At 40.4% G+C, this 17703-nt stretch carries 18 protein-coding genes and 2 pseudogenes; 3 read left to right on the plus strand and 17 right to left on the minus strand.

The annotated features are described in order from the left end of the window. Positions 1 to 36: 36 nt before the first annotated feature. Both BIV59_RS06255 and BIV59_RS06260 read left to right on the plus strand, forming a co-directional pair. On the plus strand, positions 37 to 1077 hold the full coding sequence (locus BIV59_RS06255; protein ID WP_071350639.1) for a tetraprenyl-beta-curcumene synthase family protein: 1041 nt from the start codon (positions 37 to 39) through the stop codon (positions 1075 to 1077). A gap of 191 nt (positions 1078 to 1268) precedes the next feature. Next, complete coding sequence (locus BIV59_RS06260) at positions 1269 to 1730, plus strand: hypothetical protein (protein ID WP_071350604.1); 462 nt, start codon at positions 1269 to 1271, stop codon at positions 1728 to 1730. 225 nt (positions 1731 to 1955) lie between these two features. Here the strand turns inward: BIV59_RS06260 and BIV59_RS06265 are convergent, their stop codons facing one another. The 16 genes and pseudogenes from BIV59_RS06265 to BIV59_RS06340 all read right to left on the minus strand — a co-directional run bounded on the left by BIV59_RS06265 (position 1956) and on the right by BIV59_RS06340 (position 15349). Then, positions 1956 to 2216: a metal-sensitive transcriptional regulator gene (locus BIV59_RS06265; protein ID WP_071350605.1), complete on the minus strand. Its 261-nt coding sequence runs from the start codon at positions 2214 to 2216 to the stop codon at positions 1956 to 1958. Positions 2217 to 2651: 435 nt separating this feature from the next. Beyond that, positions 2652 to 2840, minus strand: coding sequence for a hypothetical protein (locus BIV59_RS06270; protein WP_071350606.1), 189 nt, complete (start codon positions 2838 to 2840; stop codon positions 2652 to 2654). Between the two features lie 51 nt (positions 2841 to 2891). Then, positions 2892 to 3275 carry a DUF302 domain-containing protein gene (locus BIV59_RS06275; RefSeq protein WP_071350607.1) on the minus strand — a complete coding sequence of 128 codons (384 nt, stop codon included), beginning with the start codon at positions 3273 to 3275 and terminating at the stop codon, positions 2892 to 2894. A gap of 180 nt (positions 3276 to 3455) precedes the next feature. Continuing rightward, positions 3456 to 3683, minus strand: coding sequence for a sulfurtransferase TusA family protein (locus BIV59_RS06280; RefSeq protein ID WP_071350608.1), 228 nt, complete (start codon positions 3681 to 3683; stop codon positions 3456 to 3458). Between the two features lie 16 nt (positions 3684 to 3699). Then, positions 3700 to 4272, minus strand: coding sequence for a sulfurtransferase TusA family protein (locus BIV59_RS06285; protein ID WP_071350609.1), 573 nt, complete (start codon positions 4270 to 4272; stop codon positions 3700 to 3702). A 14-nt stretch (positions 4273 to 4286) separates the two neighbouring features. After that, positions 4287 to 4583, minus strand: coding sequence for a rhodanese-like domain-containing protein (locus BIV59_RS06290; protein ID WP_071350610.1), 297 nt, complete (start codon positions 4581 to 4583; stop codon positions 4287 to 4289). A 57-nt stretch (positions 4584 to 4640) separates the two neighbouring features. Next, positions 4641 to 5117 carry a DsrE/DsrF/DrsH-like family protein gene (locus tag BIV59_RS06295; protein WP_170846096.1) on the minus strand — a complete coding sequence of 159 codons (477 nt, stop codon included), beginning with the start codon at positions 5115 to 5117 and terminating at the stop codon, positions 4641 to 4643. A gap of 93 nt (positions 5118 to 5210) precedes the next feature. Beyond that, positions 5211 to 5573 (minus strand): rhodanese-like domain-containing protein, encoded by a 363-nt coding sequence (locus BIV59_RS06300; protein WP_083392069.1) that lies wholly within the window; start codon positions 5571 to 5573, stop codon positions 5211 to 5213. Positions 5574 to 5671: 98 nt separating this feature from the next. After that, the gene (locus BIV59_RS06305; RefSeq protein WP_071350612.1) at positions 5672 to 6451 is read right to left on the minus strand and encodes a sulfite exporter TauE/SafE family protein; all 780 of its coding nucleotides are present in this window, start codon (positions 6449 to 6451) and stop codon (positions 5672 to 5674) included. A 55-nt stretch (positions 6452 to 6506) separates the two neighbouring features. Continuing rightward, positions 6507 to 7634 carry an MBL fold metallo-hydrolase gene (locus BIV59_RS06310; protein ID WP_071350613.1) on the minus strand — a complete coding sequence of 376 codons (1128 nt, stop codon included), beginning with the start codon at positions 7632 to 7634 and terminating at the stop codon, positions 6507 to 6509. A 151-nt stretch (positions 7635 to 7785) separates the two neighbouring features. Beyond that, positions 7786 to 8288: pseudogene (locus BIV59_RS06315) on the minus strand (DUF2716 domain-containing protein). 332 nt (positions 8289 to 8620) lie between these two features. Further along, positions 8621 to 9916, minus strand: coding sequence for a VTT domain-containing protein (locus tag BIV59_RS06320; protein ID WP_139194321.1), 1296 nt, complete (start codon positions 9914 to 9916; stop codon positions 8621 to 8623). Positions 9917 to 10300: 384 nt separating this feature from the next. Continuing rightward, positions 10301 to 11161 carry an STAS domain-containing protein gene (locus tag BIV59_RS06325; protein ID WP_071350614.1) on the minus strand — a complete coding sequence of 287 codons (861 nt, stop codon included), beginning with the start codon at positions 11159 to 11161 and terminating at the stop codon, positions 10301 to 10303. Positions 11162 to 11315: 154 nt separating this feature from the next. Further along, positions 11316 to 13754 (minus strand): heavy metal translocating P-type ATPase, encoded by a 2439-nt coding sequence (locus BIV59_RS06330; protein ID WP_071350615.1) that lies wholly within the window; start codon positions 13752 to 13754, stop codon positions 11316 to 11318. Positions 13755 to 13889: 135 nt separating this feature from the next. After that, positions 13890 to 14096 carry a copper chaperone CopZ gene (copZ, locus tag BIV59_RS06335; protein WP_071350616.1) on the minus strand — a complete coding sequence of 69 codons (207 nt, stop codon included), beginning with the start codon at positions 14094 to 14096 and terminating at the stop codon, positions 13890 to 13892. A gap of 440 nt (positions 14097 to 14536) precedes the next feature. Beyond that, on the minus strand, positions 14537 to 15349 hold the full coding sequence (locus tag BIV59_RS06340) for an STAS domain-containing protein (RefSeq protein ID WP_071350617.1): 813 nt from the start codon (positions 15347 to 15349) through the stop codon (positions 14537 to 14539). A gap of 632 nt (positions 15350 to 15981) precedes the next feature. Here BIV59_RS06340 and BIV59_RS23555 point away from each other — a divergent pair. Further along, positions 15982 to 16506, plus strand: coding sequence for a DUF5412 family protein (locus BIV59_RS23555; protein WP_071350618.1), 525 nt, complete (start codon positions 15982 to 15984; stop codon positions 16504 to 16506). 42 nt (positions 16507 to 16548) lie between these two features. Here the strand turns inward: BIV59_RS23555 and BIV59_RS22725 are convergent. Next, a pseudogene (locus tag BIV59_RS22725) lies at positions 16549 to 17207 on the minus strand (IS1595 family transposase); the annotation flags it as partial. Between the last annotated feature and the right edge of the window lie 496 nt (positions 17208 to 17703).

Below are 17703 nucleotides of genomic sequence, written 5' to 3' on the forward strand. Positions count from 1 at the left end.
AGGAGCGGTTATGTGTATTCAAATTCTATTTCTTTAATGATAGATATTTTTTATAAAATCTTTCCTTTCGTTGACAAGGAACTTGCCCACTGGAGAAAAAGAGCGGAACAGATACCTGATCCTGAACTTAAAAAACAGGCGTTAGCGAGCCTCGAAAGCAAAGCCTTTCACTGCCAGGGAGGAGCCATTTTTGCCCTGCTTGCAGATAATAAATGGAACCGTGAAGAAACCATCAAGTTTATCGTAGCCTACCAAACAATGAGTGACTATCTGGATAACCTGTGCGACAGGGGCACCATTTTAAACCCAAAGGACTTTTCTGCCCTGCATGAAGCCATGCGGCACTCCATTGATCCAGGTCATGAAAAAACAGATTACTACAGGTTCAGAAGCGAAAAAGAGGATGGCGGCTACCTGTATGAGTTAGTGGATGTATGCCAGTCAGTACTGCGCGGCACCCGGCATCACAGCATCATCCTTCCGTACATGGGAGCTCTAAATTCCTATTATTGCGAGCTGCAGGTACATAAGCACGTTACTGAAGAGGAAAGAGCGGCACGCCTGATGGGCTGGGCCAAAACCAGGAATTCTGACTTCCCTTCCCTCGCGTGGTATGAATTTTCTGCCTGTGCCGGATCTACCCTGGGCATATTTTGTCTTTGTGCATACAGCATCCAGAAAGAATTTAGTGAAGAGAAAGCCATTTCTATATTCAATGGCTATTTCCCATACATACAGGGCCTGCATATATTATTGGATTACTTTATTGACCAGGAAGAAGATCAAAAGGAGGGTGATCTGAATTTTTGCAGCTATTACCGGGATGATGATGAATTATTGTCCTCTTTTGCAAGCTTTATCTCTCAGTCACTGGATACGGCGGCAAATATACCAGATAAAGGCTTCCACCAGCTTATCCTTAAGGGCCTGCTCGGTTTATACTTATCTGACAGTAAAGTCAAGTCTCAAAAAAATGTACGCACGCTTGCAAGAAAAGTCATTAAATTAGGAGGCAGGCAAACATATTTCTTTTATGGAATGGCTAGGGTTTACAACAGTCTGCGAGCAAAAACGTGAATAAATCATGGAGCCGAATTTTAATTTACTATATGGGAAAATTAAAATTGAAGATAATCAGGAGGTTAATACAATGGAAAATCATCATAAAGGAAGCACCCAAAGTATACTACGGAGTTCCTATTCCGCCTGTATAAATGTAAGGAAAGCACTGTCTTGGGATTTCTCTATCAATAAAGGATTAAAAAAATGTGGATGCTAAAGAGACGATTTTTTGGAGTGCAGCATTCCCCGGCTTTGGACAAATACTGAATGGCAAATTAATAAAAGGATTCATATTTATTGTCATCGAGATTTTAATTAATGTGCAGGCGAACTTTAACTTAGCTATCATATATAGCTTTCAGGGCGAAATTCAAAAAGCCATTCAAGTGACAAACCATCAATGGCTGATGTTTTACCCTTGCTTATACTTTTTTTCCATGTGGGATGCCTACCGGGATGCGGGAGGCGGAAAGAAACCATGGGCCTCCCTGCCATTTGTCTTTTCAGCCTACTTCGTCACGCTTGGGCTGTTTTATTCCTCGAAACTAGAAATATTTGGTGTGCTGCTTGGCCCTGTATGGCTTCCTATACTATTTCTTATACCCGGTATATTAAGCGGCTTGATCATCCGCCGCATTGTGCTATATTTTGGAAGAAGAAAAATCTAAGGGGAAATCCGAGAAAATAGAAGGACACAGGTGACATTTTCAGTGCCTCCCTTGAATATCCGGTCCTATATTTTGACTCAGTTATGACCACTTTAATCCTGCCCAAATCCAGCACAAAAAGGGCTGCCCGATCCCTGAAAAGGGTGAGTAACCCGTGTGCCTCTATATAATTGTCCATATAACGCACTGAATCCTCGCAGAAACAGTACGTTAATGTTTATTGGTTTATTGGCTTCTAATAAGAAGTTTTACTGCTTCCTCTACAGCCTCTGAATGGTCTGTTCCTGATTCAATCGATTCCCGGACGCAGCGTTCCAGATTTGTGCTGACTACAACCCCGATGATCCGGTCGATGGCTGTTCTTGCAGCAGATAATTGAGTGACGACTTTTTTGCAGTCTTCATCGTCCTCCATCATCTTCAAAATACCGCGCAGCTGCCCTTCAGCACGTTTCAGCCTATTCTTTGTTTTAGCATCGTATTGCATACGGCTCACTCCTTATAAGTGTATATTATAACTTTTGCACCTAAAGTAGCAAGAACCAAACCCCTGTTTATCACTAGGAATTAATAGAATGCTCCAAAACACAAATCATTATTTCGAAAAAGAGTTCAATTGTTACTATTTCAGCCAAAAGAGGTAAGGAGTAATAAATAAAAAGCTCTTTTCTTAAAGATGATTGTTTTTTTAATTTGTTATGTGAGGCCTCCCGTTGTTAATTCAGGTTGGTTGGGGCCTAAGGTGTCCTCTAAGATTAGCAGAACAGGTGAGGCCCCGCGGAAAGCAAGCATCCTGGAGCGGAAATCAACTACCTTGTTTCTTAGCTGCAAAGTTTACGAAAACAGCAAAATAGTAAGAGAAAGGTGATGACACATTGAAGAATTTTCGATTGCTCAGAGTGATAGATTTCATAGGATTTTGCTATTTAATAATAGCCTCATTCAATATGAACCAGGGATTAAATGAGGAAAATAACCCTGGAAATCCGATGATTGCTCCAAAAGGCATCACTTTTTCCATTTGGTTTTTGATTTTTATTTGCCTATTGATCTGGTGTGTACGGCCCCTTACACTATCTAAATTGTATGTCACACCAATAAGCAGGATCATATATCGATCCTGCTTATTTTACTTTTGTCATTCATTCTCAAAATGAGCCTTTTACCTGGCTTTGTTTATGCATTCTATTAAACGGTTTTCTATATCCGAAGCAAAAGCGGATAAATGGTCATCAGCCACTAAATGAATCAGTGCCGTTGGTTTAGGCATGCCAATTTTAGTTACATTTCCTTCAGCATAAACCACCATTTTACAGGGAAGAAAATAACCCGCCAAGTTATTTTGTTCCATTACCCTCTTCGCTTCATGAGGATTACAAACTTCAAGTACATTAAAAACGGAATCAAACTCCACTCCCTTTTCCTTTAATTTTTCTTGCATATTAAACTGCCATAGCACACCAAATCCATCATCTTTTAATGTTTTTTCCAAGGAAGAAATCGCCTCTTGAATGGTTTTCTCCGACTCAACTGTATAATGAAACATACTACCCCTCCTCTTTCATATCCTTTAGATTGCCCAAATGGCAGGCTTTCCATATACCTCTACCCGTATATAGTGAAATGAATCCTTTTTATTTTCATTAAAATCAGCAATTAATTGTAGCGGGGGCCGATATTTTGATCAAAAAAAGGCACTTATGTGGGCCTTTTTTGAGTTAAGTTATTATCCTTTTTTAATCCAGAATTTCAGTACGCCAGCTTCTTCCACAGAGTTTACCAGTTCATTTCCCGTTGACTTTGACCAGGCTGCCAGGTCATTTTTAGCTCCTTTATCTGTTGCATGGATCTCAAGGATTTCCCCTGACGCCATCTCACTTATCGCTTTTTTTGTTTTAACAATCGGCATCGGGCATGCTAGCCCTTTTGCATCGAGCACTTGATCTCCATTCATATTCATCTCTCCTGTCTTATGATTCTTTCTCTAACGGTCCATCCCATTTGGACATCCCTGGCACAATATTGAACACTCTGCCAAATCCCTTATCAGCAAGCTTGGCACATGCCATATCACTGCGGGTTCCTGTGCGGCAGACTACTAAAATTTCCTGGCTGCTGTTCAATTCCTCGTGGCGTTCATCCAATTCTCCCAGCGGAATCGAAACCGCTCCCGGGATATGCCCAAATGCATATTCCGCACTTTCACGGACATCAAGGATGGCTGTTTCGCCATTTCCAATTTTCTTTTTTGCTTCATCGTTTGAAAGGACATGTTCAAATGAATACAGAGCCTTTTCTTCATCACTGCCCGCTTTGCGAATATAATGCTTTAACGTGTCCCCTTCCACCACTGTTCCAATATACTGGTGACCTGTGCTTTCTGACCATGCCTTGATATCAGCTTGGGATCCTTTATCTGTTGCCTGCACTTCCAAGACTTGCCCTGATTCCAAATTCACGATCGCTTTTTTTGTTTTAACAATCGGCATCGGGCAAGCGAGTCCTTTTGCGTCAAGCACATAGTTCGTTTTAATTTCTGCCATGCTGATTTTCCCCCTTAATTAGTTTCGCCTTCCCAGGCTAGCATTCCGCCGTCCATATTCACCACTTGAAACCCGCGGTTTTCTAATAGTGCTCCTGCTTTAGAACTTCTGCCCCCAGAACGGCACACCACGATATATTCCTTGCTTTTATCCAGATCCTGCAGGCGAAATTCCACCAAACCAAGCGGGATATTGATGGCAGATGGTATTTTGCCTTCTGCCACTTCTGCTGTTTCCCGGACATCGATTATGTTCAGCTTTTCTCCGCTATGCAGCTTTTGTTGTACTTCTTTTGCTGATAAATGTTTCATCTTCTTCAGTCCTCCTATGGTCAGGCGCTTATTCCGCCTTTTTGTATGTTTCTATTCCTAAATAAATAGATTTACGTTTCCGTTTTCTGCATCTGCTAAATATGCTGCTACACCTGCGTATTGCACGCCTTCTGCGATTTCCTCTTCTTTTAACCCAAGCAGATCCATGGTCATTGTGCATGCCACCAGATTGATGTCCTGTTCTTTAGCCATCTCAACTAATTGCGGAAGCGTCATGGCATTGTGCTTTTTTATCACACTTTTGATCATCGCAGGTCCCATTCCCGCAAAATTCATTTTAGACAATCCCATTTTGTCAGCGCCTCTTGGCATTATTTTCCCGAACATTTTCTCTATAAAGCTTTTTTTCACTGGAACTGCTTCATCTTTACGCAGGGCATTCAATCCCCAGAAAGTATGAAAGATTGTCACCTTATGGTCATATGCAGCGGCACCGTTGGCAATGATATAAGCAGCCATCGCCTTATCATAGTCTCCGCTAAATAAAATAATATTTGTAGATTTTTGTTCCATGTCATCCTCCCGGGTCATTTTATTTAAACTACCTCGTTCGCTTAATACCACATGGGGTATTAAAATTTCCATAACATACGTACTTATTTCAGGTTATTGCATACATTTACACAAACCTTCTGATGTCATGCTTCTAAACTCTTTTTCACTTTTTATCATGTATCCCTTAATCCGGTATCCTTTCTTTTTAAGAAACCGGCAGGCAAGATTTTTTTCAATCACATCACCCGCAACAATTATCAGTTCTTTATCAGGAATTTCCCTGTGGCAGCGTTTTAAATATCCATAAGGAATTTCAATCGCTCCCAAAACAGGATCATTAAATATGTCTTGATAAACTCTGACATCAAGCAGGGTTTCCTTATCGCATTTCCCTGTAAAAGGATGGCTCACTGGAACATAACGCTTGTATATGGAAAATCCAGCATAGCCTAGTAATAACAGCAGAAATATCAATCTGTGTTCACCTCCAAAAGTAAAGCACAGCTCATTATATACCCTTATGGGTATTTTGTAAAACTAAAATGAACCTGTTTTACCAAAGTAAGATTACATCACATACTTCCTATTAAATCAGCCCAAATTTTGATGGCTGTCATTAAAATTAAAACGGCAAGAATATACTGCAGGATTTTTGTATTGGCCTTTTTCCCTATTTTAACTCCAAGCGGCGAGGCTATAAGGCTTGCTGCCGCAATAATGATAGATGGGATCCATAGAATTTGGTGGGTTGAGACTTTCCCGGCAGCTGATCCGATGGATGAAATGAACGTTATGGCCAATGAAGATGCTATGGTCACTCTAAGCGGAATCTTTAATACACCTGCCATGATGGGTACAAGCAGAAACGCTCCCCCTGCCCCAACAATGCCTGATGCAATGCCTACTAGAAAAGCCAGCGCTGCACCAAGAGGGGCATTAAAAGTAATTTCTTCCTGCCGCACTATCCGATTTTTCGGAAGCAACATCAGGAGCACTGCTAAAATGGCAAGAATCCCGTAAATGACATTAATAGTACGGCTGGAAAAACCATTCGAACTGAAGCTTCCAATCACACTTCCAAGCAGCACGCTTCCGCCCATTGTAAGGATGATTTTTTTATGCAGGTATCCTCCTTTGCTATAGGCAATGACACCAGCCAGGGTAGAGAAGAAAACTTGGATGGCCACAACACCCGTTACCTGATGTGCCGTCATTGCCCCTATTCCCAAAATGGCCGGAATATAAAGGAGCATAGGATAATTAATGATGGCCCCGCCAACTCCCACAAGACCGGAAATGAATGAACCGGCAAATCCGAGCACAAACAGAATGAGAAGTGTGTATATAGTCATATCCTTCCTCCCTGAAATCCGCCCTGTCCGCCCGTTCTTAACCCGCTGCCTTTTGTCATCTTACCGCACAGCGGTTTGGCCCGATCTCCATTTCACGCTGGGCATCCGTATCGGGAGCTATTTTCCCCATATTTGTTTTTCTTATCTCTTCATAAGCATTCGGCTGGGGCGGAAGATTTTCCGTCACCTTTTTCCGGAATTCGTTTTGATCCCCGATATTCAAGCCATGATTTTTCTCAAAAAGGCTTCCTAATTTCGCCAAAACCGTTCCATCCTCATTTAATTCATCGATAATCATAAAATGAGCAGGCAAAACGATTAGCTCTGATGACAGCTTTTTATACCGGCTGTAGAGCGTTTCGCGCAGGTCTCCCGCCCAATCCTGAGACATGCCAGCCAGGTCAGGACGTCCTATCGAATCAATAAATAAAATATCGCCTGATAATAAATATTGATCATCAATAATAAATGAAGTGGACCCGATTGTGTGGCCGGGAGAATATATGGCTGCAATCGAAATGGAAGAATCCCCGATTGCAAACACCTTGCCGTCTTCTAAGGGATTGTAGTCAAACACTGCCTCCTCGGCATCCTTCGGCGGCAGCCAGTACATGGCATTTGTTAACTCGGCAATTTTTCTTCCGCCTGAAATATGATCTGCATGAAGGTGAGTGTCCAAAACATGCTTTATAGCGGCACCTTTTTTCTTTGCAAAGTCTGTGTACACATCTGTCATGCGTGCTGCATCAATCAGTGCTGCTTCTCCGCCCGAAATCACCATATAGGACAGACATCCTTTTCCGGTCCGGACAAACTGATAAATTTCTCCGCCGTTTTTCAGGCTGCCTGCTTTAACGGGCTCTAAATGCTCGCTCCATGCTTTCATGCCCCCTAAAAGGTAAGAAACAGAAAGCCCTTCCTCTGATAGCATTTCCGCTACAAAAACAGATGACCCTTCCTTCGCGCAAACAACAAGAATTTCTCCTTCTGCTGGAAGCTTATCAAGAATTCCTTCCACACCATCCAAAAGATCAAAATAAGGCACATTTAAATAGTTGAAATTCGCTCCTTCAATTTTCCACCCCTCAAAATCCTCTGTGTTTCGCACATCAAGGATAAACAGTGATTCTTTGTTGAACACTTTTTTTGTAACTTCATGTGATGTCATGGCTTTAATCGTCATAAACAAATTACCCCCTATGGTATTATTTTATTTAAAAAAATATAGCGTTTTTTGTTTGACTGGAATAATTCATACTCCGCCTCCATTAGTTTCATCCTGCAGCTTTTGTTTCTGATTACAAAACTAATAATATACCCCATTGGGTATAATGTCAACCGATGAATTTGATGAATGAGCCCTGCCTTAAAATCTTACGAAACATCCTTGGCTTGTGTTTATCAAATGCCTCTATCAATTCTTTTCCAAATATAGTTATACTCTTTTCCCATGGATGCCCTAAAAAGCCCCACTCAAAATCCTTCTGTATGAAGAAATAATAATCACCATTCGGAAAGATCGGGATGGTCCATTCTCCAAACTCATCTCTTTCAAATTTTAAACGAGGATTTATCCAATAACATTCATGCTGCCAATCGAGTGCCAGTATATATTCATCAGTCAATGTGCTCTCTTTAAAGGCATTTAACGCATTTTCTTCAAGGTCATCTAAGTCTGCTGAATCCTAGAAATAATCGGAAATATCATAAGTTATAAAAGGATCGGGCACCTTAAATGACGGAAATTTAGTCATGCTAGGTTTAAATGTAAAATCTCTATGTATCTTTTCCAAACTTGGTCGGACTCTTGTTCAGAAAGCGGAATCCAGTTTTTCATTCTATAGCCTCCCTTATTTTCTCTTCTTAAAAATGGCTGTTTTTTAATGAGTCTTGTAAAGCGAACTAATTGTAATATTAGGTTGATTGGAGTGAAAGGTGCGGAGACTCCTGCGGGATAAGCGTGACAGCTGAGACCCCGCAGACGCAAGTCGAGAAGGCTCAGCGCACGCCCCGCGGAAAGCGGAGCATCCTGAAACGGAAATCAACCCCTTATTCCATAGCAGCAAAACCTACGAAAGCTGCCTGTTTAAATGTTATCGGCTATAGCAGACTTCCATAACTCAAAAAAAGGACAGCTCTCTTTATGGGAGAATCAGCCCTTTTCGGTACTTAATCAATTTTTCGATTGCTTTCTTTTATCAAATTCAAGAAGCGGAACATTTCCATAGATAAGATGGCTCCGCTGACCAGTACAGCACTGAAGACGTAACAGGCCAGAATGTCGCTTGGGAGTGACTGATGAAGATAAATGGAACTGACTGAATAGGCTGCCAGACAGAAAATAAAGAAGACGAACAGGAATGCTGCTGATAAAAACCGCGACTTATGGCGGATCAGCATAAACCAGAGCAGACCATACACCGTCATGAACAGCATGGACTTTTCATCAGCAAAATTCCCGCTAATGCTTTTTGCACCAAGCAAGAAATGAAACAGCCAGCGGACACCAATGGAAAACAGGTAGGTACCGATCACTGCCGAAGCATAAAAGATGCATTCAAGCCATATATTTTTCCTGTTAAAAAAGATCGCTGCAAGTGTCAATAAAGAAAGCACTCCAAGAACCGGCCAGGAAGAAAGATGCTGCAGCACATGCATCAGACCGTTCCAGTGAACATTAAACAAAGAATTAAGAACCGTTTTTGCCACTTCATTAAATTGGACAAACTCATTTGAAATGACACTTTTAATATAAAGAACCATCAAGGTAATAAACGAAACAAACAGCAGAGAAACACCTAAAATAATAATTTTTATTTTACGGAAACTATGAAAACGCTGAAATACATTCTCAAAAATAAGAATGATGGCTTCTTTAATATATTCCTTGTTTGTTTTTATTACAAAATAACATAAGCCAATGATGCCGAAAAGAATGGCTGCAAGGACGAGCCATTTTTTAATTTCTCCTTCAAACTGATCCCACTTCGGCCCCATTAAATCTCCGAGCCAGATAAAGGTTCCTGTCCATAAGAAGACACCAATATATGAAAAGATGGCGAAAGTCCGGAATGGAAGCTTGATAATCCCGGAAATGATGCTGGCGATATGCCTTACACCCGGAATGAAATAAGAAATAAGCAAGAGCACCTTCCCATATTTCCCGTACCAGACGGACATCTTCTCTATTTTCTCCGGCCCCATGTGGATAAATCTGCCGAATTTGCGGAAAAAGGGCTCGCCAAGCTTATAGCCGATCCAATAGGAAACCGTCACCCCTGCCACACCGCCCAATCCGGCAGATAAAACAGACAAAAACAAATTCATTTTTCCCTGATAGCAAAGCACACCCACATAGCTCATTATTGCTTCATTAGGTATCGGGACAATAATCAGCTCAAGCATTAATGATAAAAATAATACGATATATCCATATTCATTTAATAAATGTATAATTTGGTCCACTAATTCATATACCTCCTGATGAGAGCGTAGCACTACTTAATGATACCTCATTGCCAGCATAAATAAAATTAAGAGAAGATTAAAATGAAGATGCAATGGCGGTTTAAAGCTGGCAAATTACCCAGTGAGGAAAATAAATCAAAATCTTACTATTTAAAACAATGATCAATTCCATTTAAATGGTAAATCAGACACGGATCCATCCTGATTCGAGCCAAATTGACCCTGATTAGAGCGAATTTCTGCTTTATTGGAGCGATATTCTGTATGATTCGAGCGAATACCATAACAAGCAGTAATTAAAAAAACTCCAAACAATTTGACTAAGCGGAACTAAATAAAGCTTCCCGGAAATGGCAGCCGTTGATTAATCCATTCGATTTTTCATGACATATGAAGCTGCCTTTGGCTGTGTAAACTCATGCTAAGGATGGCTTGCTGTACGGTGCCGAACGTTTCTAGAGCTGTAAAATCAATTCCAGCGGCAATGATACTTGTTGCTAAATCCGGACGGATTCCAGTAAATATAGTATGTACCCCTAATAATGCCAGAGCCTTGTGTATGTGAAAAATTCTCCCGGCCACCTCATTATCAATTGTAACCAATCCAGAGAAATCAATAATAAGACACTGAATTTTCAAATTACTAATTCTCGGTAAAACCCTATCCATAATATGTTCGCTTCTATGTAAATCAAATTCTCCAATAAAGGGGAGAACCGCTATACCATTTTGTATGGGCACGATCGGTGATGATAACTCAGTTATGACTTTTTGATTTTTTACATTCGTTTCATTTGCTAACCGCTCCCGTTCAAGGATAGATTGAGTAATACTTAAATCGAGCAGGTAGTTTGTACGGTTATTTACAAAAATAACCTCTTCTGCAGACAAGCCCTGCTTAATGGATGTTTTGGCAAGCATATTTATTAGCTGAAGTTTAGTTTCCGCATATGGCTTTAAAAGGCTTGAGATGTCTTCAAAACTAAACTGACGGGATTCAGCTTGAGATTTTTCCAGATGTTTTTTATGCCATTGAAGAAACATTTCTGTCACTGCTTCATCCGCGGAATTTAACGAATTCCCAACAAACTCCAAAAATTCACGGTTGGTTGTTATGGACTTTTCGATCATCTCACCTGGAAGCTCTATTTCTAATTTTCCTAAATTATATTCAACGATTTCTTTGCTTATAGATTCAGCATTCCGAATTAAAAATATTGCGAATTTTTCAATTCCATTCACTATTTTGCCCCCTAGTACATTGCATATATCTTTTGTTAAAACATTATCATGCAACTTCTCACATTATAACATTATTCATTATTCAAAGCCTGTCCCTTTAAGGATAGCAATTATAAAATAGAGACCCCGAAACGGGATCTCCATTTTATAACATTTATTGTACCTTGCCAGCGATTTTTACGCGCTGCAGGCGAAGTGCATTCAGTACGACTGATACTGAGCTGAATGCCATGGCAGCTCCTGCCAGCCACGGGGCGAGCAGGCCAAGGGCTGCAATTGGAATGCCAATGACGTTGTAGGCAAATGCCCAAAAGAGGTTTTGTTTAATGTTGCGGATGGTTTTTTTACTCATTAATATGGCATCGGCAATGTTGTTCAAGTCGCCGCTTATGAGTGTGATATCAGCTGCTTCCATCGCAATGTCCGTACCCGTTCCAAGGGCCATGCCAATATCGGCGGCAGCGAGAGCCGGGGCATCATTGATCCCGTCGCCAACCATGGCCACTTTTCTTCCCTGCTGCTGAAGCTTTTGAACTTCCTTCGCTTTTCCTTCTGGAAGGACCCCTGCTATCACTTCATCTATGCCCGCTTCCTTCGCAATGGCTTTGGCCGTCCGCTCGTTATCTCCAGTAATCATAAGCACCCTGATGTCCAGATCCTTTAACCGGCGGACTGCTTCTTTTGAAGTGTCCTTCATTGAATCCGCCACCGCAATCATCCCGGCATATTTCCCGTCAACTGCAGCCAGCATCACGGTTTTCCCGCAATCCTCGAGAGCTTCCATACCAGACAGCACATATGTTGCAATACTGATATTCTCCTGAACCATAAGCTTTCGTGTCCCGATAGCAACGGATTTGTGATCAACTGCTGCTTTTATGCCATAGCCTGGCAGCGCTTCGAACTGCTGCACATCTTTTAAAGGGATATTCTTCTCCTTCACTCCAGCAGCAATTGCTTGTGCAAGAGGATGTTCGGATTGATTTTCGGCTGAACCGATCAATGATAGAAGTTCATTTTCCTCTATTTCATATGCGATCACATCTGTTAATTGCGGAGCACCTTTTGTAACGGTGCCTGTTTTATCTAAAATCACCGCATCAATGATGTGCGCCGCTTCCAGATGTTCTCCGCCTTTAAAGAGAATACCGAATTCTGCAGCACGGCCAGATCCTGCCATAATGGAGGTCGGTGTCGCAAGACCAAGCGCACAAGGACAGGCTATCACTAAAACAGCAATCAGTTTTTCCAATGCATCGGCAAAGTTCCAGGGATTTATGGCTAAAAACCAGATTAAGAAGGTGATAACGGCAATCCCCACAACAATCGGCACAAATACCCCCGAAATTTTATCAGCGAGGCGCTGGATAGGGGCCTTTGAACCCTGGGCCTCTTCAACTACCTTAATGATGCGGGATAGAGCCGTGTCTTTTCCGACCTTGAGTGCTTCAATCTTTAAGAATCCGTTTTTATTGATTGTTGCCCCAATGACCGAATCACCTGCTTGTTTATCCGCAGGCACACTTTCCCCTGTTATCATCGATTCGTCCACCGCAGAATTTCCTTCAAGAATCATGCCATCTACCGGCACTTTTTCTCCTGGCTTGATGAGAACCACATCGCCAGTTTGAACCTCTTCAAGCGGAATTTCGTTCTCCATTCCGTTTCTAATGACAATCGCCGTTTTAGCCTGAAGTCCCATCAGCTTCTTAATCGCTTCAGACGAGCGGCCCTTGGCTCTTGCTTCAAATAGTTTCCCGAGAAGAATTAATGTAATGAGGATGGCACTTGTTTCATAATACAGCTCCGGCATATGCCCGCCAGATCCCGCAGCAATCGTCATATATAAGCTGTAAAAGTACGCTGCAGATGTTCCAAGGGCTACAAGTACATCCATATTTGCGCTTTTATTGCTCAGTGCTTTATATGCGCCAATATAAAACTGCGACCCGATCATAAACTGGACTGGGGTAGCAAACGCGAATTGAACCCAAGGATTCATAAGCGCTTCCGGCAGATAAATTCCAGAAGTAAAAGAAAAATGGCTGACCATCGCCCACAGCAATGGAAGAGATAGAATGGCAGAAATAATGAATTTTGTTTGCTGTTTTTTTACTTCTTTGAGCCGGTAATCTGCCATATTTTCATTTTCTTCCTTTGCAATCGCGTTATACCCGAGCTTTTGGACGCGGCTCACTATATCTCCAGTGTCCACTAATGACGGGTTAAATTCTACGCTTGCGCTTTCTAGGGCAAGATTCACTGTTGCGCTTGCAATTCCGTCCATTTTATTTAAGACCTTCTCAATCCTCGCTGAACAGGCTGCACAGGTCATCCCGGTAATATCGAATTCCTTTTTTTCCATCACAACATCATATCCAAGATTTTTGATTTTCTTTTGAAAATCCTCCTCTGAAACAATACTTGGATCATATGTGATTCTTGATTTTTCCAGGGCCAAATTGACATTTGCCTCTTGGACACCCTCCATTTTCTTCAGGCCTTTTTCAATTCTTCCGGCACAGGCCGCACATGTCATGCCGGTTATTTGATAGTTCGCTTCTTTCATTTTGGCTATTCCAGATTCACTCATACAGCAGCACCTCCAAGACGTTGCAGGGTATAATGATATCATTTACAGAAATCCCGCATGTTCCGCCGCTCATCATTCAAAGCCCTTTAAAAAAAGAGAACGTGCCGGATAGCACGCTGCTCTTGTCCCTCTTATTTAAACCACATCGTAGCCTTGATCATCAATCGTTTCTTTAATTTCACTTAGTGATACTTCTGAAGGATTGAATTCTACATCGACTTTTTCTTCTTTTAAATGGACGGTAACAGATGAAACACCAGATAATTCGCCGACGCTTCCTTCAACAGCTTTTACACAATGTCCGCAAGTCATGCCTTTTACGTTTAAAGTTGTTTTTTCCATGTACACTCTCTCCTTTTTCCTATTATTTATACATTTACTGAACATCCTCTTTTTTCTTTACACCCTCAGTATATTATACCCCCCTACCCTATGTAAAGGATTATACAAAAGCTCTTTTGTTACTTTAGAAAGATGACATAAAAAAAGGCTCTTTTCTTAAAGATTGTTGTTACTTAAATAGTTCTCGAGGCAATTCCATTGTTATAGCAGGTTGAATGGAGCGGAAGGTGTGGAGACTCCTGCGCACGCCCCGCGGAAAGCGAAGCATCCTGGAGCGGAAATCAACCCCTTGTTTCATAGCAACAAAGTTTACGAAAACAGCCTAAAAAAAGAGGGTGAATGGCTTCATCCTCAATTTATGACGCTTTAAGCAAACCTTTAGAATCCTATGGCCGCTGAAAAGGAAAGATTTCATATTACCAGGCAAACTTTACAGCAGATTAAGGGCTAGAGGCCAACGCATGTCTCAATTGTCCATATACAGGTACATGTGTTAAATCCAATCCAAGTTCTGTAACCGTTTTAGCCATTTTTGGAGAAAACCCTGAAATTTCAACCTTGGTGCCCACTAGTTTCAATGCGCCTATTAGTTCAAACAATTTTTGAAAAATCACTGTACTAACACCTACAAAACCAGAAAAATCGATAATGAGTTTTCTAACGTCTAGTTTTACTACTTGATTTAGGGTGTTATTCACTACGCTGTCCATCCGTGACGAAGAAAACCCTCCCACAAGAGGCATCACTGCATCATCATCGTTAATAAAAACAATGGGAGCAGCAACATTATCCAGCTCATTCTCCATTGTCAGCTTGTTTTGTTCAGTCTGATTGTTAAATTGTTGTGTTGTTATCCTTATAGCTTCATCAAAAGCAAAAATAATGGTTTCATATATTTGAAGCCCGTCCTCCAAGTCATTGCCATCGATGATTTTTGAATTACGCAAGTATTTGAGTAAAGACAAGCGGAATGATCCAAGTACTGCCACAGTCTCTTTTAACTGAACGCCGTGATTAAAAAAATAATTTAATGAATCGTATCCTAATTCATTTTTCGAGATCTCTTCCTTGCTAATTTTGAGACTGCTGGTTACCCGATCCAAAAGTAAATGAAGCATTTCATAGTGGATTTGTAAATCCTGCTCAGTAAATTTTATATTAAGTTCTTCTAAGTTCCTTGGTAAAAGTGTTTTGATTACATCCTCTTGGTGTTCTTTAAAATAATCCACAACCTTGCTGTTAAGCTGCCGCATTAGGTTCACTCCCCTTCCCCTTGCATCCTAGTTTAATACACACTTGTTAGAATGTTCAAAATTTAACTTCCCAAATTATTTTTCTAATCATCCCTTAAATTCCTTCGTGAAATCTAGTAATATGAGCTTCCCTGCTCTTTGTACCAAAACTCAGGCTTGCTAACCATCACTTAACATAAGGCGTAAGGGTTATTTGATGTAATAATGACAGCAGCCATTAGCGGGAGGACAAATTACTTGGGCAATTAATGCGACACTGGAGATTCATTTAATACTACAATTACCTCTCCCGTCACCCCGCAAACCTTTATTCTCTGCTGCTAACAATTCTAATTTAGCCACACAGTGATCTTTTGAAAACGCTCTTTTCGAAAAGATTGTTGCTTTTAATTAAAACAATGAATATTTTACTTTTTATGGTATTGTTTATGGAGAGGCTTATTCAGCTAAGAATAAGTTAAAAAGGAATAGAGATTAACCTGCTTATCAATTCCGCTTTATTACTTTAGTGGTGCGTTCTCTGAATAGTCAGCGGCCAACCGTAAAGGGCAGGATAAAGGAATATCGTTACTAGTGTGTAAATAGAACTTAAAGCTATTTGAGCAACTAATAATTCCAGGAAGGTTAAAATTATGACAAAACGCTGTAATATATGGTCATTTTATCTGTGTTTATTATGTTTGACGTTTTCATTTTTGTTGATTATTTTTTCAGATTGGGAACTGGCACCTGCTTATATCCCTTGGTTTCTTTCTGTAATCGCTTTTATAATTGGAATTATAGGCTTCAAAGATAAAAGTAATCGTTTTTCTAAAGCAAGAAGTTGGTTTACACTTGTATTTTCATTATTGCTCTCATTATTTTTTTTCCTAGGGGTAATCAGATTATTTATTATTTCAGAGGAATTGTTTGAAACATACCATTCACCTTACCACAAATACACAATAGATTTTTATCTTGGAAACGGCGGGGCTACGACTTCATATTTTGTGGTTGGAAAAGTGAAAGGACCACTATGGTTTGAAAAAACGATTTATTATGATTATAGAATGACAAAAGCTAAAGTGGAGTGGATAAACAGCCATACTGTTTCAATAAATAATCATAAACTGGACTTTGAAAAAGGTGAAACGTATTCTAATATAAGTGAGATTTAATGGAATAAGCAATAAAGTCGTTCCATTTCGGAATGGCTTTTTTTATACCTTGCGTAAGAAATTGACGGTAATCGTATTTGAATATTGGCAAACACTGAGGAGCATTTGATTTATCTGCTCTTTTTCAGCCAACTTCTTACTTTGTTGCAGGAAACTAAACCAGTAGAGGTAGTTGTCCAGATACTTCGTCGCCACTCCTTGGAACCTATCCATCCCTTTAATCGCTTGTGATAGTTGTTGACGTTTTGGAGATGGTAGATGCCTTTTTTGACATATCCCTCTTTGCTCAGATTGATAGGCTCGTGTTTCAGTGCCTTGATGAGAGCGAATTTCTTGTAATTCGTGGCTGTATCTGTGCATAACAAAGAAGACGATTCAATATTCCAATAACCGCATCAATTTCTTCAGCCTTTACACGACCAGTTCCAGCCTTCTGAGCAATGACTTGCCCGCCTCGGTCCTGAGCGACCACAACAGCAATCTTAAGATTACTAATCCCTCTCTTTTTATCCCTTCCTCCTCGTTTCTTAGGCTTCCTGTCCAGAATCCTTCTTCCTTCAAAGATTCTTTAAAAAAGGTCTCATCACTTTCAATAATCCCTTTCAACATTTGATATCCCATTGAACGGAGAGCAAAGAGAATTTTATGCCTCAGATATGGATTTTTAACTGCTTTTCTATTTTGGGTAATGTGTATCCTTCCCCATTTGAAAGTATTAGGGTATTTAAAAAATGGCACTGTAATAACTGAAAATGAATATGACTGTGAGCGATATTATCTTTCGCGGCTGCTATTACTGAAGCGCTGCCCATCGTAAAAACTGCCGCTGACTCGATTATTGCCATGTACGAATACAACGATAAATGTGAAAGGTGTGAATTCATTTGGATAGACCACTAAGCATGTGGTTATACGCTATAGTTTTTGTTGTAATAATAATTGGATTTATATGGGCTATGTTTAGCCTCAGACCGCTATATCTTCTTGCAATTCTCGCTTTTTCTATCCCAGCCTATGTATTTTTTAAGTTATTTTTCTTTAATCCTGATCTTTAATTGAAGAAAGTTCATAAATAGGAGCATTTTGATTATCTCCTTGTTCGTGCAGCTTCAATTTGCATGTAAAGCTAAAAAGTCCGTTTTCACCGCCCATTTTTAATTTGTGCATTTTTTATGGAGTTTTGAAAAAGGCGTTAAT

The sequence above is a fragment of the Bacillus sp. MUM 13 genome (assembly GCF_001866725.1).
Taxonomy (GTDB): Bacteria; Bacillota; Bacilli; order Bacillales; family DSM-1321; genus Peribacillus.

Coding starts and splice junctions, on each gene's coding strand:
- BIV59_RS06275 (WP_071350607.1), bottom strand. CDS start 3,275: ATGTTTCATTATACAGTTGAGTCGGAGAAAACCATTCAAGAGGCGATT.
- BIV59_RS06255 (WP_071350639.1), top strand. CDS start 37: ATGATAGATATTTTTTATAAAATCTTTCCTTTCGTTGACAAGGAACTT.
- BIV59_RS06310 (WP_071350613.1), bottom strand. CDS start 7,634: ATGACGATTAAAGCCATGACATCACATGAAGTTACAAAAAAAGTGTTC.
- BIV59_RS06340 (WP_071350617.1), bottom strand. CDS start 15,349: ATGCGGCAGCTTAACAGCAAGGTTGTGGATTATTTTAAAGAACACCAA.
- BIV59_RS06285 (WP_071350609.1), bottom strand. CDS start 4,272: ATGGCAGAAATTAAAACGAACTATGTGCTTGACGCAAAAGGACTCGCT.
- BIV59_RS06270 (WP_071350606.1), bottom strand. CDS start 2,840: ATGATCCTGCTTATTGGTGTGACATACAATTTAGATAGTGTAAGGGGC.
- BIV59_RS23555 (WP_071350618.1), top strand. CDS start 15,982: ATGACAAAACGCTGTAATATATGGTCATTTTATCTGTGTTTATTATGT.
- BIV59_RS06295 (WP_170846096.1), bottom strand. CDS start 5,117: ATGGAACAAAAATCTACAAATATTATTTTATTTAGCGGAGACTATGAT.
- BIV59_RS06290 (WP_071350610.1), bottom strand. CDS start 4,583: ATGAAACATTTATCAGCAAAAGAAGTACAACAAAAGCTGCATAGCGGA.
- BIV59_RS06280 (WP_071350608.1), bottom strand. CDS start 3,683: ATGAATGGAGATCAAGTGCTCGATGCAAAAGGGCTAGCATGCCCGATG.
- BIV59_RS06265 (WP_071350605.1), bottom strand. CDS start 2,216: ATGCAATACGATGCTAAAACAAAGAATAGGCTGAAACGTGCTGAAGGG.
- copZ (WP_071350616.1), bottom strand. CDS start 14,096: ATGGAAAAAACAACTTTAAACGTAAAAGGCATGACTTGCGGACATTGT.
- BIV59_RS06330 (WP_071350615.1), bottom strand. CDS start 13,754: ATGAGTGAATCTGGAATAGCCAAAATGAAAGAAGCGAACTATCAAATA.
- BIV59_RS06305 (WP_071350612.1), bottom strand. CDS start 6,451: ATGACTATATACACACTTCTCATTCTGTTTGTGCTCGGATTTGCCGGT.